General features: G+C 58.0%; 12 protein-coding genes and 1 pseudogene. 8 read left to right on the forward strand and 5 right to left on the reverse strand.

Annotated features, from left to right (window positions below; all coding sequences use genetic code 11):
• The first annotated feature begins 142 nt into the window (after window positions 1-142).
• The 3 genes from Q1A74_RS05615 to Q1A74_RS05625 are packed head-to-tail and all read left to right on the forward strand — an operon-like array spanning window position 143 to window position 5045.
• Window positions 143-1270 (forward strand): efflux RND transporter periplasmic adaptor subunit, encoded by a 1128-nt coding sequence (locus tag Q1A74_RS05615; protein WP_299593258.1) that lies wholly within the window; start codon window positions 143-145, stop codon window positions 1268-1270.
• Window positions 1270-4443 (forward strand): efflux RND transporter permease subunit, encoded by a 3174-nt coding sequence (locus Q1A74_RS05620; protein ID WP_299593261.1) that lies wholly within the window; start codon window positions 1270-1272, stop codon window positions 4441-4443. The genes Q1A74_RS05615 and Q1A74_RS05620 overlap by 1 nt, the downstream gene beginning before the upstream one ends.
• Window positions 4440-5045 (forward strand): exopolysaccharide biosynthesis protein, encoded by a 606-nt coding sequence (locus Q1A74_RS05625; protein WP_299593264.1) that lies wholly within the window; start codon window positions 4440-4442, stop codon window positions 5043-5045. The genes Q1A74_RS05620 and Q1A74_RS05625 overlap by 4 nt, the downstream gene beginning before the upstream one ends.
• Window positions 5046-5072: 27 nt before the next feature.
• Here Q1A74_RS05625 and Q1A74_RS05630 read toward each other — a convergent pair whose 3' ends face one another.
• From Q1A74_RS05630 to Q1A74_RS05640, 3 genes and pseudogenes are all read right to left on the reverse strand, one after another.
• A complete protein-coding gene (locus tag Q1A74_RS05630) occupies window positions 5073-6389 on the reverse strand; it encodes a mechanosensitive ion channel domain-containing protein (protein ID WP_299593267.1) in 1317 nt (438 codons plus the stop codon).
• A 189-nt stretch (window positions 6390-6578) separates the two neighbouring features.
• Window positions 6579-6962: a cation:proton antiporter regulatory subunit gene (locus Q1A74_RS05635; RefSeq protein ID WP_299593867.1), complete on the reverse strand. Its 384-nt coding sequence runs from the start codon at window positions 6960-6962 to the stop codon at window positions 6579-6581.
• Window positions 6936-7793 (reverse strand): annotated as a pseudogene (locus tag Q1A74_RS05640) (RimK family alpha-L-glutamate ligase); the annotation flags it as partial. The gene Q1A74_RS05635 and the pseudogene Q1A74_RS05640, both read right to left, overlap by 27 nt.
• A 466-nt stretch (window positions 7794-8259) precedes the next feature.
• Between Q1A74_RS05640 and ahpC the strand changes: the two are divergent.
• The 5 genes from ahpC to Q1A74_RS05665 all read left to right on the forward strand — a co-directional run bounded on the left by ahpC (window position 8260) and on the right by Q1A74_RS05665 (window position 12802).
• A complete protein-coding gene (gene ahpC, locus Q1A74_RS05645) occupies window positions 8260-8826 on the forward strand; it encodes an alkyl hydroperoxide reductase subunit C (protein ID WP_078083780.1) in 567 nt (188 codons plus the stop codon).
• A gap of 204 nt (window positions 8827-9030) precedes the next feature.
• Entirely contained in the window at window positions 9031-10632 is a 1602-nt protein-coding gene (ahpF, locus tag Q1A74_RS05650) for an alkyl hydroperoxide reductase subunit F (protein ID WP_299593284.1), read from the forward strand.
• Window positions 10633-10908: 276 nt separating this feature from the next.
• Window positions 10909-11487 (forward strand): YceI family protein, encoded by a 579-nt coding sequence (locus Q1A74_RS05655; RefSeq protein ID WP_299593286.1) that lies wholly within the window; start codon window positions 10909-10911, stop codon window positions 11485-11487.
• A 180-nt stretch (window positions 11488-11667) separates the two neighbouring features.
• Window positions 11668-12216, forward strand: a complete 549-nt coding sequence (locus Q1A74_RS05660; protein ID WP_299593289.1) for a DUF2058 domain-containing protein — start codon at window positions 11668-11670, stop codon at window positions 12214-12216.
• Window positions 12217-12247: 31 nt separating this feature from the next.
• Window positions 12248-12802: a DUF1415 domain-containing protein gene (locus Q1A74_RS05665; protein ID WP_299593292.1), complete on the forward strand. Its 555-nt coding sequence runs from the start codon at window positions 12248-12250 to the stop codon at window positions 12800-12802.
• 20 nt (window positions 12803-12822) lie between these two features.
• Here the strand turns inward: Q1A74_RS05665 and Q1A74_RS05670 are convergent, their stop codons facing one another.
• Both Q1A74_RS05670 and Q1A74_RS05675 read right to left on the reverse strand, forming a co-directional pair.
• Entirely contained in the window at window positions 12823-14580 is a 1758-nt protein-coding gene (locus Q1A74_RS05670; protein ID WP_299593295.1) for a SulP family inorganic anion transporter, read from the reverse strand.
• A gap of 54 nt (window positions 14581-14634) precedes the next feature.
• Complete coding sequence (locus tag Q1A74_RS05675; RefSeq protein ID WP_299593298.1) at window positions 14635-15045, reverse strand: TIGR01244 family sulfur transferase; 411 nt, start codon at window positions 15043-15045, stop codon at window positions 14635-14637.
• Between the last annotated feature and the right edge of the window lie 15 nt (window positions 15046-15060).

The following is a 15060-nucleotide window of genomic DNA, read 5'->3' on the forward strand; positions in this document are numbered from 1 at the left end:
AATAGCATTCCATTGGAAATTCGCAATTCTCACGACTCATCGATAAATACCGCAAATCAACCTTATTGGTTTTGCTTATTCATGGGCTACGGCCTGTCGCGTGATTACTACACTAGCGTGAGTCTTTTAATGATTCTTTCTCATGCGGCCATTCCAACTCTTCACTGCAGCCCTGTGCGTTGCCCTCGCCACTTTTCCAGTGCGAGCGGCAGACGACATCACCGCAACGGCCCCCATTGCCGTTGAGGCCGTTGTAGCGCAACAGCGGCCAATCGTTGAAGAGGTGCCTGTCACCGGTACCATCAACCCTCTGCGGCAGGCGCTGATTTCCGCGGAAGTGGCAGGTTTGATTGAGGATATCCACGCAGATATCGGCGACCGGGTACAAAAAGGCGCCCCCCTGCTGAAACTGGACCCGGAACTCACCAGTATCAGCCGCGATGCCGCACTGGCCGAGGTGGATCGGGTGCGGGAGACACTGGCAGACAGCCGGCGGCGTCTGGCGGAACTGCAACGGCTGGTGGGCGACAATCATGTGGCCGAGACGGAAGTGGAAAGCCTGGGGTCAGAAGTACGCGAGCGCAGCGCACAACTGCAGGCGGCCCAGGTGGAAACCGCGCGCCTGGGTGCCCTGCTCCAGCGCCACCAGGTAAAAGCACCGTTCTCCGGCACCATCAGCCTGCGCGAGGTGGATCTGGGAGAGTGGGTGGAACCGGGGACCGCTCTGTTCGAGCTGGTCGATACGGAGTCCCTGCGCGCAGACTTTCAGGTGCCACAGCGCTTCTTTCCCCGCCTTCGCCCGCAAACCCGTGTACGCGCCACCCTCGACACCGGCCACACGCTGGATACCCGGGTAGAACACAAAATCCCGGTGAGCCGCAGCGGCAGCCGCACGTTTCTGTTGCGTACGCGCATCACCCCCAACACACAAGATCGCCATACCCTGATACCGGGCATGTCTGTGTCCGCCGTGTTGCAATTGCAAAGCGACCGAGAGGGGGTCGCCGTGCCCCGGGATGCGGTATTGCGCTACCCGGATGGGCGCGTCACCGTATGGACTGCAGCGCCAGACAGTACCTGGGGCTCAACCGCTCAAGTGCAGGAGCGGCAGGTGACCACCGGACTCGGTTTTAACGGGCTGATCGAAATCAAATCCGGCCTGGAAGCAGGCCAGCGGGTGATAGTACGGGGCAACGAAAGCCTGCAGCCCGGGCAGAAGGTGGTGCTCACGCGCGCAACAAAATCCGATCCCGGGCCAGGCAGCCGCTGATGTTCGAACAGATCATCAAGAACGGCATTCTGGTGACGGTATCGGTGTTGATTATCGCCATCCTCGGCCTGGTTGCCGCCTTCCGTATCCCGGTACAGATGATTCCCGATCTGGAGGTGCGCACCATCTCCATCCGTACCAGCTGGCCCGGAGCTACACCACAGGATATCGAAAAGGAAATCCTGATCGAGCAAGAAGAATATCTGCGCAACATTCCTTATTTACAGGAACTTCAGTCCACCGCCGATCTGGGTTCGGCCGACATCGAACTCGAATTCCCCTTCGGTGTGGACATTCTGGAGACCCAGATTCGCGTCAACAACGCCCTCACCCAAGTACCCTCTTACCCCGAAAATGTGGACGAACCACGGGTCTACGCGACTTCGTTTTCCTCCAATGCGTTTATGTATTATCGAGTCGCGCCCCTGCCGGGCAATCCGCGCGAACTGGATATGGATATGTTGCGGGACTATGTGGAAGACAATGTGCGCCCACGTATGTCTGGCGTGCCCGGGGTGGCGCAGGTGGATGTATATGGCGGCGCGGAGCGCCAGATCCAGATTCGCCTCAAGCCGGAACGCCTGACCGAGCGCAACCTCACGCTTACCGAAGTGCGGGCGGCGATCAGCGCCCGCAACCGGGATATATCCGGTGGCGAGGTGGAAAGCGGTAAACGACGCTACCTGTTGCGCACCCTGGGGCGCTTCAAAGACCTCCAGGAGCTGCGCGCGCTCATCCTGCGCCGCGATGGCGACGGTATTGTGCGCCTTGGGGATGTGGCCGAGATCAAGCTGGACCACTTCAAGGTTCGCAGCAGTGCCTACGTTAACGGGCAGCCGGTGATCTTTCTTTCCATTCGCCGGGAAAGTGGTTCCAACGTGATAGCCATCAAGCGAGCCATGATGCAGGCGGTTACACAGATCAATAAGGAACTGCTGGAACCCCAGGGCATGCAGCTGGCGCTGACCGCCGACGATGTAGGCTATGTCGAGTCGTCGGTATTCAACGTGTGGAAGAACCTGGCGCTGGGCGCCCTGTTAGCCACCGCCATCATGTATGCCTTCCTGCGCTCCCTCCGAACCACCGCACTGGGTGTGGTGGGTATTCCCATCTGTACCATCGCCGCGTTTATCGGCCTGCTGATTGCAGGGCGCACCATCAATGTGATCTCGCTCGCCGGGGTCGCCTTTTCAATTGGCATGACACTGGATAACAGCATCGTGGTGCTGGAGAGTATCGAGCTGGAGCGCCGCCGCGGCCTGGATCGACTGCAGGCCGCCATCAGCGGCGTTAAAAAAGTCTGGCCCGCCGTGCTCGCGTCTACGCTCACTACGGTGATGGTATTTCTGCCAGTGGTGTTTATAGCCGAGGAAGCCGGCCAGCTCTATTCGGATATCGCAATCGCCATTTCCGCGTCGATTCTGGTGTCTATGCTGGTGGCAATTACGGTAATCCCCACCGCCAGTGCACGCCTGAAATTCGACAGCACCTTGGATAGCAACCCCAAAAAACAGACCACCGACAAGCTGGCACACAGCAGGCTCCGCCGCGGTGTAATCGACCGGATTCATTGGTTACTGGCGTCGCCCACACGCCGGCTTTTCTGTATCGCCATCACCGCGCTATCCAGCCTGGCCATCGTTGTATTACTCACCCCGCCCGCTGAGTACCTGCCGGAGGGCGAAGAAGCCAAAACCTTTGCCAGTATGAACGCGCCGCCGGGCTACAACCTGGCCACCATGGAAGAAATCGGTCTGGAGCTGCAGGAGTACTTTTTGCCATTTCTGGATCAGCAACCAGAGGTGTTTGAGCGCGGTGAGGCGGAAGTACCGGCAATGAGATTTTTCATCATCCGGGTCTCGCCCCAGAGCCTGCGCATTATTGCCGAAACCAAAGACCCGCGGCACATCGACGAGCTGATGAACGCCATCGTGCGCAAATACGAGAGTTACCCCGGCATGCGTGCCTTCGCCACCCGCGGCTCAATTATCAGCAGCAATGATGGCGGCACCCGCAGTGTGAACCTGGATATTTCTGGAGCCAACCTGGCAGACCTGTATCAGGTTGCCCGCACCGCCTACAGCCGCGCGCAGGAAATTTTCGACAACCCGAATATTCAGACCCAGCCCGCCAGCCTGTCTCTGGCCCAGCCACTACTGGAAGTAAAACCGAACTGGGAGCGTGCCGCGGAAGTGGGCATGAGTGCGGAAGATATCGGCTTTGCGGTGGCCGCGCTGACCGATGGTGCCTTCGTCAATGAGTTCTTTCTGGACGACGACAAGATCGATATTTACCTCTACAACCAGCAGGGGCCGGAGGCCACGGTCGAGACCCTGGAACAGATCTTCGTCTACACCCCCACCGGCGCCGTACTGCCGCTGTCGGAGCTGGCCCATATCGAAGAGTCCGTAGACACCGCCACGGTGCGCCGTATCGACGGCCGTCGCACCGTTTCCCTGAATATTATCCCGCCCCGCTCTGTGGCCCTGGAAACCGGCGTGGCCGCGGTGCGTACGCAACTGGTCCAGTACATGCGGGACAACGGACAGATCCCCCGCGGCGTATCCCTGAATATCTCCGGCGCTGCCGATCAACTGGATGCCACCCGCGCCTCGCTCAGCAGTAACTACCTGGTGGCACTCGCCATCATCTATCTGCTGATGGTCGCCATCTTTGCCCACTGGGGTTACCCGCTGCTAATCATGACCACCATTCCCCTGGGCATTGCCGGGGGTATCGCCGGTCTCGCGTTGCTGAATCTGGTGGGCGCGATTCTGCGCAGCATGGGTTTCGAAGGGGTCCATCAGCCGTTCGACATGATCTCCATGCTGGGCTTTCTCATACTCATGGGTACCGTGGTCAACAACCCGATCCTGATCGTGCACCGGGCCATAGCCAACGTGAAGGAAGACGAAATGGAGGCAGTAGCGGCGGTTCAGGAGGCCGTGGACTCCCGCCTGCGCCCGATTGCGATATCTACACTCACGACCATCTTTGGCCTTGCCCCACTGGTGTTTCTGCCCGGGGCCGGTACGGAACTCTATCGCGGGGTGGGTGTGATTGTGATGGCGGGGATTATCGGTGCAACGGTGGTAACACTGACCATGCTGCCATCATTGACGGTGTTTGCCCTGGAGTGGCACCAGCGCCACACTCAGACCCATCAGCCATGAAACCACAGCGCCCGGAAATGCAGGAAGAAATCAGGAACCTGACGCAACTGCTGTTTCAACTGGAGCAGGGAACTCGTGCAAAGGGTCGTGTGTCTCTTGCACAGGTCCTTGAGGCATTGGGGCAGCGTTCTTTTGCCCCGCTATTGCTGGTTGCCGGGCTCATTCTGTTCTCCCCGCTTTCAGGTATCCCCGGCGTTCCCACCCTGATGGGGCTTCTGATACTGCTCACCTCGGTGCAAATGCTGATGCTGCGGCGCCACCTGTGGCTACCGCAGTGGCTGCTAAGGAAATCCATTGCCGGCCCCCGCTTCCACCGCGCCCTGCGCTGGCTGCAACGGCCGGCTTCGTTCATCGACCGCTGGCTGAAACCCCGCCTGCCCGCACTGGTGCATCGCGTTGGCACCTACCTCACCGCACTTCTGTGTACGGCGATCGCGGCGGCGCTACCGGTTATGGAGCTACTGCCCTTCTCCGCCACCATCGCCGGGCTAGCACTGACCGCATTCGGGCTGGCGCTGGTTGCCCAGGACGGACTGGTTGCTCTGCTCGCCCTGGCGGTGATGGGCTCACTGGCCGGGCTGGCGATGCTGACGTGGGTCTGAAGGGCGCGGGTTAACAACCCACGGGAATCAGGCGTCCACCGGAACCTTCTTTTCCGGCACACTAACAAGGCGCACATCGCGTTGCGGAAATGGAATCTCGATGCCATGTTCCTGCAGAGTCTCGAGGATCATCAACAACAGGTCACCACCGACCCGGTTGCGCCCGTCATCGATCCCCTCCATCCAGAACTCCACAAACATATTCACCCCGTTATCACCGAAACTGTCGATTTCACAGTCGGGGCGCTCTTCAAAGGCCACCTCAGGGCCGCTCAAGACTTTGGGATGACTGGTAACGGTTTCCTTGATGATTTCCACTAACTCGCGGACGTTGGTGTTGTAGCCAACCCCGAAGTCCACACGGTAGCGCTGTTTCTTATTTTTGTGCGTCCAGTTGATAAAGGAATTCGATACGAACTTTTCATTGGGCACCACGATGTCTTTGCCATCGAAGGTTTCCAGTGTAGTCGAGCGCATATTGAGCTGCGTCACCAGCCCCTTACGGCCATCCTCCATCTCGATGTAGTCACCGACGGATACCGAGCGATCGAGGATAATGATGATCCCCGAAATGAAATTCGAGGCAATTGTCTGCAGACCAAAGCCAATACCCACACCTACCGCGCCACCGAACACGGCAAGCGCAGTGAGGTTGATCCCCATCAACTGCAGAATCAGCACCGCGATAATGACGAACAGGCCAATCTCAAACAGTTTGGCCACAACTTCACGGGTGCGGAAATCCAGGGTTTCCTGCTTGCGAATGATGGTCTGCCCGGTGGAATTGGAGACCCGCCCCAGCCAAAACAACAGCGAGCCAAAGATGGCGGTGCGCACAATGCCATAGGCGGTCAGGCGAATATTCCCCACCTGTATGGCCATTGAGTCCAACACCTGTACCACGTCATCCAACACCCCCAGCACATAGAGGAACAGGATCGGCATCCCCACCCAGAGAAACAGCTTCGCCACCGTGCCATTGCGGATCACCGTGCGCACGAACGAGCGGAATAGCAGCACCAGCGCCACTGCCAGCGCAAACTGCACCAGCCAATTACCGCCGCTCACCATAGGGACAAACGCCGCCGCTATTTTCAGCAGTAAAATCGCGAGGAGTGGAAACAGCAACTTTCCGCAGCGGAAGAGCAACAGGCGAAAAGGCTGATTTTCCGGAGACGCCGGCGGACCTGCCAACACCGGCAGCAGCTTCAGAATACGCTGAGCCAAAACCCAGGCGAGCCCGTAGACCAGCAGAATGATGACGGCCTGGCTGAACGCCTCTGGCGAAGTGAGTGCGGCCTGCCAATGCGGCCACGTGCTTGCTAAATCGAACTCGGTGTCCATTGCTTAAATCCAGATAACTGTCTGTGGATCAGCGCCAGCGACCCGCTCGCGTGATCGCGCCGGCCGCCATGGGGCTGGCCAGCGCTCCGATTTTACGGGAAGAGTGAATCACAGGCCGCGCCGCCCGGATAGCGAACCGTTGGCACAAATAGCCGGCGCTCACCCGAGCACTCAGTCCAGCCCTGTCGGCTACTCCAGCACCTCGGCATCCGCAGTGCTATAGGCATCCGCGGGCAGGTCCGCAACCTCTGGCTGACGGCGGCGGCGAGTCTTGGCGGGCACCATGCCACGCATGGCTTCCAGCTTGCCAAAACACAACAGTTTGTCGTTTGGTTCAAGCTCTCTCGAGTGCTTGGGGTTTGGAATGATCTTCGCACCGCGGTACAGGGTAAGCACATTGATGTCGTGTTCATCCAGCTGAGTCTCGGCAATCGTCTTGCCCACAAACCTGGACCCTTCCGGGATATAGATTTCGCTGACACCGTAGCCTCGGCTGACCGTCAGCCGCTGGCGCACATCGATCTCGGGGAAATCCACCTGCGCGGCAATATATTCAATCACCGCACCCGCCACATCGAGGCCGGTGCAGGTTTCGATACCCTCGAGCCCGGGAGAGGAGTTCACTTCGAGAATTTGCGGGCCAGTACTGCCTTCCAGCATATCCACCCCCGCCACCTGCAGCCCCATAATCTGGGTGGCTCGCACGGCGGTGTCGATATACTCCTGCGGCAAGTCCACGGGCTCCGCTATACCACCGCGGTGCACGTTACTGCGAAATTCCTGCCCCTGCGCCACTCGGCGCATGGCGGCCACCACCCGGTCGCCCACCACAAACGCGCGGATATCCTTGCCCTTGCTCTCGGCAACGAATTTCTGGATCAGCACATTCTGCTTTTGCGCCTGCAGCAACTCGATGATGGCTTCCGCCTGTTTAACGGTGTCGGCCAACAGGACGCCGATACCCTGGGTCCCTTCAATCAGTTTGATCACCACCGGCGCCCCGCCCACGCGCTCGATCGCCGGCAATACGTCTTTTTTGTTGTGCACAAAGGTGGTCCGGGGAATGCCGACTTGATGCCGGCTAAGTAGTTGCAGGCTGCGCAACTTGTCGCGGGAGTTGTTGATACCGTGGGCGGTATTTGCACAAAAGACATCCATCTCCTGAAACTGGCGTACAACCGCCGTGCCGTAATAGGTAATGGAGGCGCCGATACGCGGCAATACCGCATCGAAATCAGCAATTTGCTTTTGCCGGTAGTAGAGGTCGGGGGCGCCGCGCTCAAGGTCGATGGCGAATTTAATGGTATCCAGCACGCTGACATCATGACCGCGATTGACCGCGGCCTCCTTCAAACGACGGGTGCTGTAACAGTTGGGGCCTCGAGAGAGTATGGCAAGTTTCATAACGCGCTCCTTGGCTACATGGCGAGTAACGTGCGGTGATTTTCCGACGAGCGCGGGTAGGCCAGATATTTTTTGTTTTCAGGTTGCCAAGTGGCGGGAGCGCCACCGGGGCAGTCGGCGATTACCGCACTTTATCATTTTTATCTGACCGGACTCGCCGTGCGTGTAAACACGCCTGACAAGCGTAGATCAATACCCGCCGAATACAAAAACAGCGCCGCCAGCTCTCTAGCGCCCTCAGCGCCGCTGCAAGTGGGCCCGCCCCTCACCCAGACCAGGGCATGCGCGCCTCACCTTCCAGAACGCAAAAACTATCCGAATGGCAACCATGATAGCCAACAGCAATCACCGCCATATAAATCAATAATTTTAATTAACAATCAATCGCTAATAGTATTTCCCTCGTACCCAACAACCCATGCCCAAAACACAGGGCAAAATTTCTCTCAGGAGATAAGGAAATACCATGGCTAACTACATCAACAGCGAAATCAAACCGTTCAACGCCAAGGCCTACCAGTCTGGTGACTTCTTCGATGTGTCTGACGCGGACCTGAAAGGCAAGTGGTCTGTGGTCTTCTTCTACCCGGCGGACTTCACCTTCGTATGCCCCACCGAGCTGGGTGACCTGGCGGACAACTACGCCGAATTCCAGAAACTGGGCGTCGAGATCTACTCCGTGTCTACCGACACCCACTTCACCCACAAGGCGTGGCACGACACTTCCGACACCATCGGCAAGATCCAATTCCCGATGATCGGCGACCCCACTGGCACCATCACCCGCAACTTCGGTGTGATGATCGAGGAAGAAGGCATCGCCGACCGCGGCACCTTCGTGATCGACCCGGAAGGCAAGATCCAGATCGTTGAGATCAACGCTGGCGGTATTGGCCGCGACGCTCAGGACCTGCTGCGCAAGATCAAGGCCGCCCAGTACGTTGCCGCCCACCCGGGTGAAGTTTGCCCGGCCAAGTGGAAAGAAGGTGAAGAAACCCTCGCTCCTTCCTTGGACCTCGTAGGCAAAATTTAAGTACTACTTCGCTTTTACGAAGCAGTGAAGTCCCCGAGCAGGTGCTGATGACGGGGGCAGCCTTGCGAAACCTTCCGCGAGAGGGACCTCGCGGAAGAGCCCCCATGGATGGGTTCACGGCGTGTTTCGCAAGGCTGCACCCGTCAGCAGTACCGCCCCAAGACTTCGCAAAAACCACGAATTACCGAACTTCAGGACACACCGATGTTGGACGCAAACGTAAAGAAACAATTGGACACCTATCTGCAGAATATCGTCACTCCGATCGAGATCAGTGTGTCCGCCGACAGCAGCCCCAAGGCTGTTGAACTGAACAATCTCGCCAGCGAAATTGCCGGCCTCTCCAGCAAGATTGAATTGAAGCAAGAGAGCCGCAAGCGCACCCCGAGCATGGCCATTGCGCCCGCAGGAGAAACCACGCGGGTCAGCTTCGCTGGTATCCCCATGGGACACGAATTCACCTCCCTGGTGCTCGCCCTGCTGCAAGCCGGCGGTCACCCGTCCAAGGCGGCCCCGGAACTGCAGGAGCAGATCCGCAAACTCCAGGGTGAATTCCACTTTGAAACCTATATCTCGCTGTCCTGCCAGAACTGCCCGGACGTAGTGCAGGCGCTGAACCTGATGGCGAAACTGAACCCGAGCATCACCCACGAAATGATCGACGGTGCTTTGTTCCAAGAAGAAGTGGACCAGCGCCAGATCATGGCGGTACCCGCGGTCTACCTGAACGGCGAACACTTCGGCCAGGGCCGCATGGATCTGGAAGAAATCGTCGCCAAGATTGATACCGGCGCCGAGGCGCGCAAAGCGGAAGAGCTGAACGAACGCGAACCCTACGATGTACTGGTTGTGGGCGGTGGCCCGGCGGGTGCCGCTGCAGCGATTTACGCGGCCCGGAAAGGCATTCGCACCGGACTTGTCGCCGAGCGCTTCGGTGGCCAGGTGATGGATACCGTGGGGATCGAAAACTTTATCTCCGTGCCCTACACCGAGGGCCCGAAACTGGCCGCGAGCCTGGAGCAGCATGTCAAAGAGTACGGTGTGGACATCATCACCGGTCAGCGTGCCGCCGAGCTGAAGCGCGACAAGCTGATCCAGCTGCAAATGGAGAGCGGCGCGACGCTGGCAAGCAAATCCGTGGTGCTTGCTACCGGTGCCCGCTGGCGCGAGCTGGGCGTCCCCGGTGAGGCGGAATACCGCACCAAGGGCGTGGCCTACTGCCCCCACTGCGACGGCCCCTTCTTCAAGGGCAAACACGTGGCCGTGATCGGCGGCGGCAACTCCGGTATCGAGGCGGCGATTGATCTCGCCGGTATCGTCAAGCAGGTCACCGTGCTGGAATTTGCCGACACCCTGCGCGCCGACGAAGTGCTGGTGCGCAAGGCGCGCTCTATGCCGAATATCGACATCGTTACCAACGCCCAGACCACCGAAGTACTCGGCGACGGCAGTAAGGTGAATGGATTGCAATACACCGACCGTGTGAGCAGCGACAGCAAAAAGCTGGAGCTGGCTGGTGTATTTGTACAGATCGGCCTGGTGCCCAACACCGAGTTCCTGAAAGGCAGTGAGCTGGAAATGAACCGGGTCGGCGAGATCGAGATCGACAGTCGCGGCGCCACCTCCATGCCCGGCGTGTTTGCCGCGGGTGACGCCACCACTGTGCCCTACAAGCAGATTGTCATCTCCATGGGTGCGGGCGCCTCTGCGGCGCTGGGTGCTTTCGACTATCTGATCCGCAACTCTGTGGATGACCCCGTCGACAACACGCCCAGCGAACCCACGGAAGTGGCGATGGCAAGCTGATCGCGCCGCTCTAACAGCGCATCCCGGGTATCGGCCTCCGGTCGATACCCGACCCCTCCCTGTGGGGAACACCTTCTGTCATTTACGGGAAACATCCTCAACCTTACGCCGGCATTTGCCGGCTTTTTTTGCGGCAAACACCGACTATCTCTGGCCAGCAGGCACACTGACTGATAGTGTTTCTCACTTGGAACTGTTGGGTCGATTCTGGTCGACCTTAGCTACCATTGGTTGAAACAGCGGACTACAACTGTGCGCTGAAACAGGAGAATCACCATGTCTTTCAAGTCCATTGCCCTGGCATCCCTGCTTGTACTACCCGTTTCTGCGCTCGCCGACTGGCAACTGGCCGGCGACGCCTCCAGCGTGAACTTTGTTTCCGTGAAAAAAGCGAATATTGCCGAGATGCACCACTTTAAAGGCCTGAACGGCAGCATCTCCGATGATGGCAAGGCAGAGCTGACCATTGATCTGGCCACGGTTGAGACCAACATCCCGATCCGTAACGAACGCATGCAGAAGATGCTGTTCAACACCACGAAATTCGCCAAAGCGACCATCAGTACCAGTGTCGACACAGCAAAACTGAAAGCGCTGAAAGCCGGCCAGAGCATGGCCGTTGACGCGGATGTTACTGTTAACGTCCACGGTGAGACAAAAACTGAAAAAGCAGCCCTGCAGGTCACTGGCCTGGAAGGCGGCAAGCTACTGGTAACCACCAGCGCACCAATTATCGTTAACGCCGGCAATTACAAGTTGCTCGAAGGCATCGAAAAACTGCGCGAAGTCGCTGGTCTCGACAGCATCAGCCCGATTGTGCCGATAACAGCCAAGCTGGTGTTTACCCAGAACTAAAAGATCTGTCGCTTTGAAGCACTTTCGTGGCGGCGCTACTACCGGGACCACCGCACAAGCCAGGGCCCGGTAGCGGCACCGCCAGCACCCCGAACAACGCCAAGATCGTCTAACTTACTGCGCTCCCCACCCCAAATCCGCTAGAATTCCCGCCAGAAGATCCCCAGCAGGTAAACAGAGATGGCATCACTCCAGGACCAACTGCTCAATGCAGGTCTGGTAGACGGCAAGAAAGCCAAGAAAATCAGCAAAGAAAAGCGCAAACAGAACAAGGTGGCCAAGAAGTCTGGCGAGGCCCAGGTTGACGAGGCCAAGCTCGCCGCCGAACAGGCTCGCGCCGCCAAGATCGCCCGTGACCGCGAGCTAAACGCCCAGCGCGAAGCCGCCGCCCAGGAAAAGGCTATCCTCGCCCAGGTCAAACAGCTGATCGAGCGCAACAAGCAGCCCAAAGGTGCCAACGGCAAAAACGATATTGCCTACCACTTTACCTTCGACAAGAAGGTCAAGAAGATCTATGTGTCCGCCGCCGTACAGGACCACCTGGTTGCCGGTCGACTGCTTATTGTGGGCGAAGGCGAACACTTTGAGCTGGTACCGAAAATCGTCGCCGACAAGATTGCCGAGCGCAATCCCGCCATGGTGGTACAGCCACCGGAAAACAGCAGCGCCGCACCAGAGGAAGACGACCCCTACGCGGGCTACGAAATCCCCGACGATCTGATGTGGTAACCCGGCACCTGGATTGGCAACTGGTACAAACATGACTGACAGCGACCCTGTCATCGCCCAGGTGCAGCGCTGGCTGCAGGATGTGGTGGTGGGCCTCAATCTTTGCCCTTTCGCGCGCAAACCAATGCGCGCAGGTCAGATACGTTTTGTCGTGAGCGATGCCACTAGTGATGAGGTATTGCTGGAAGATCTACAACAGGAGTTTGAGGTTCTGGATCGTTGTGGCGAAACCGAGGTGGAAACTTCGCTGTTGGTCGTCCCAAACCACTTGCAGGACTTTCACGATTACAATTTTTTTCTTGGCGAGGCGGAAATACTGCTCAAACGCGAGGGCCACGAAGGCACTTACCAGATTGCCAGCTTCCATCCTCACTACCAGTTTGCGGATACACAACCGGAAGACGCGGAGAACCTGACCAACCGCGCGCCCTACCCTATTTTGCACATACTGCGCGAGGTGAGCCTTGAGCACGGACTGAAAAACTACCCGGACCCGGGATCCATTCCTCACAACAATATTGTGCGGGTCGAATCACTCAGCGATGAAGAAAAACAGGCACTGTTTCCCTATCTGTTTTCATCATAACCCTAGTTAAACTATGGCATTCACCTTGAGCACCCCTCGGTGTTCTCACGCAGTTCGTTAAATGCCTGAAACTGTGTAAAAAACACTTTCCCGGAGATTTCCCTCAGAAAGCCACAGCGCTCAAGGTTATCCATCACCGGCCCTTTCACCTCCGAAAGGTGTAAGCAAACCCCGGTTTCCGCCAGCTGGATATTGATGGATTCCAGCGTTTCCAATGCACTCCAGTCAATCTCATTGACTGCGCTGCAAATCAGGATCACGTGGCGAATGTCCGCATTGGCGGCAACATCCGCATAAATTCGTTCTTCCAGAAACGCGGCATTGGAAAACATCAGGCTCTCGTCCACGCGGATCGCGAGAACCTGGGGCACCGTAACAACCTTGTGTCGTTTGATATTGCGAAAGTGCTCGGTGCCCTCCACCAGGCCAACTTCGGCAATATGCGGTTTGGAAGTGCGGTACAGAAACAACACCACAGATGCGCCGACACCGCAGGAAACCCCCGCCTCTACCCCGAACAACAGAGTGACGACGATGGTAACCAACACCGCAAAGAAGTCGCTGGGCGAGAAGCGCCAGGTTTTCCGCAAAATGGAAAAATCCACCAGGGCCAGCACCGCAACAATAATGGTCGCCGCCAGTGTTGCCTTGGGCAGATAGTAGAGAAATGGGGTTAGGAACATTGCCGCCAGCGCAATGCCCAGTGCGGTAAACACACTGGCCATTTGCGTTTCCGCACCCGCATCAAAGTTGACCACGGAACGGGAAAAGCCCCCGGTAACCGGGAAGCCGCCAGACACACCGGATGCCAGATTGGCGGTACCGAGCCCAATCAGCTCCTGATTCATGTCCACCTTCTGGCGGCGCTTGGCCGCCAGGGTTTTGCCGACGGAGATGGATTCCACATAACCAATGATCGAGATCATGACGGCGGGCAGCCACAGTTGCCGAACGAGTTCCATGGAAAAATTCGGCCAGCCAAAACTCGGCAATCCGCTGGGTATTTCTCCCACCAGTTTTACGCCCCGGGCCTCCAGGTCCAGTCCGCTGGCAAGCAGAATGGTAATGAGCACTCCCACGACGGGTGCGGCTTTCACCAGCAGCGCGGCAGTGCTTTCTGACACAGAGAGACGCTGCAGCAAGCGCACGGCACCGGCACGTGACCAGAATAAAAAGAGGACGACACCCCCGCCCAACAGCAGCGAATACAAATTCGTCTCGCCCATACCGGTGTACATGGAGTGCAGGAATGCCGGCAAGTTATCTCCGTTTGCCGGAATCCCCATCAGGTGCTTCAGCTGGCTAAATGCGATCAGCACACCGGAGGCGGTGATAAATCCGGAGATCACCGGGTGAGAAAGGAAGTTGGCCAGGAAGCCCAAGCGCAACACGCCCAGCAACAGGAGAAACAGACCGGACAAGGTAGCTAGCAGCGTCGCTGCCACAAGATAGTCTGCGGCATTCTGAGCGGCAACCTGGCCAAGAGCCGCTGCGCTCATCAACGAGGCAACAGCAACCGGCCCCACCGACAGGGTGCTGCTGGAGCCAAACATCGCGTAAGCGACCAGCGGTGCGATACTCGCGTAAAGCCCCACCTCAGGCGGCAATCCAGCCAGTAATGCATAGGCCAGAGACTGCGGAATCAGCATGATGGTGACAATGACGGCCGCGAGCAGATCCCTTTGCAGGGATCCCATTGAATATACGGGCAACCAATTGGCGGCGGGAAGAAACCGACCAATGCTGCGCTGCAAACCGTTATTGGAAACTTCTCTCACCAGCGTAAATCCTCGGGGGCATTCCCCACCGCATAGTTTCTCAGAACGCGCGCTTCAGTAGGTCACCAGTATGCCGCTGATATCGAAGCCCGCCTGTTGTGCAGCCTGATGCAGTATTTTTTTATCCATTCCGTTCAGGCAACCCGCTGCCGCCCAAAGGTTGCAAGAGCGGTTACCGGTACGACAGAAGGCGTGGACTTTTTTACCACTGCGCAAGAGGCTGGCAAATTCCTCACTGTGCGCCTGTTGCATCTGGCCACGGGAAAAAGGTATGGCGACAAACGTCATGCCTGCCGCGCTAACCGCCTGCTCCAGCTCGGCAAAGGAAGGTTGCCCCTCCGCCTCCTGTTCGGGGCGATTGCACACGACGACCTCCACTCCGGTCTCAGCCAGAGACGCCATCTCTTCCAGTGCGGGTTCCGCAGATACGGATACCTGTTCGTCCAACTGCTTTCTATCCATCATTCGAGCACTCCCGTT

The sequence above is a fragment of the uncultured Microbulbifer sp. genome, from assembly GCF_947504145.1.
In the GTDB taxonomy this organism is placed as follows: domain Bacteria; phylum Pseudomonadota; class Gammaproteobacteria; order Pseudomonadales; family Cellvibrionaceae; genus Microbulbifer.

Coding starts and splice junctions, on each gene's coding strand:
- Q1A74_RS05615 (WP_299593258.1), top strand. CDS start 143: ATGCGGCCATTCCAACTCTTCACTGCAGCCCTGTGCGTTGCCCTCGCC.
- Q1A74_RS05620 (WP_299593261.1), top strand. CDS start 1,270: ATGTTCGAACAGATCATCAAGAACGGCATTCTGGTGACGGTATCGGTG.
- Q1A74_RS05625 (WP_299593264.1), top strand. CDS start 4,440: ATGAAACCACAGCGCCCGGAAATGCAGGAAGAAATCAGGAACCTGACG.
- Q1A74_RS05630 (WP_299593267.1), bottom strand. CDS start 6,389: ATGGACACCGAGTTCGATTTAGCAAGCACGTGGCCGCATTGGCAGGCC.
- ahpC (WP_078083780.1), top strand. CDS start 8,260: ATGGCTAACTACATCAACAGCGAAATCAAACCGTTCAACGCCAAGGCC.
- ahpF (WP_299593284.1), top strand. CDS start 9,031: ATGTTGGACGCAAACGTAAAGAAACAATTGGACACCTATCTGCAGAAT.
- Q1A74_RS05655 (WP_299593286.1), top strand. CDS start 10,909: ATGTCTTTCAAGTCCATTGCCCTGGCATCCCTGCTTGTACTACCCGTT.
- Q1A74_RS05660 (WP_299593289.1), top strand. CDS start 11,668: ATGGCATCACTCCAGGACCAACTGCTCAATGCAGGTCTGGTAGACGGC.
- Q1A74_RS05665 (WP_299593292.1), top strand. CDS start 12,248: ATGACTGACAGCGACCCTGTCATCGCCCAGGTGCAGCGCTGGCTGCAG.
- Q1A74_RS05675 (WP_299593298.1), bottom strand. CDS start 15,045: ATGATGGATAGAAAGCAGTTGGACGAACAGGTATCCGTATCTGCGGAA.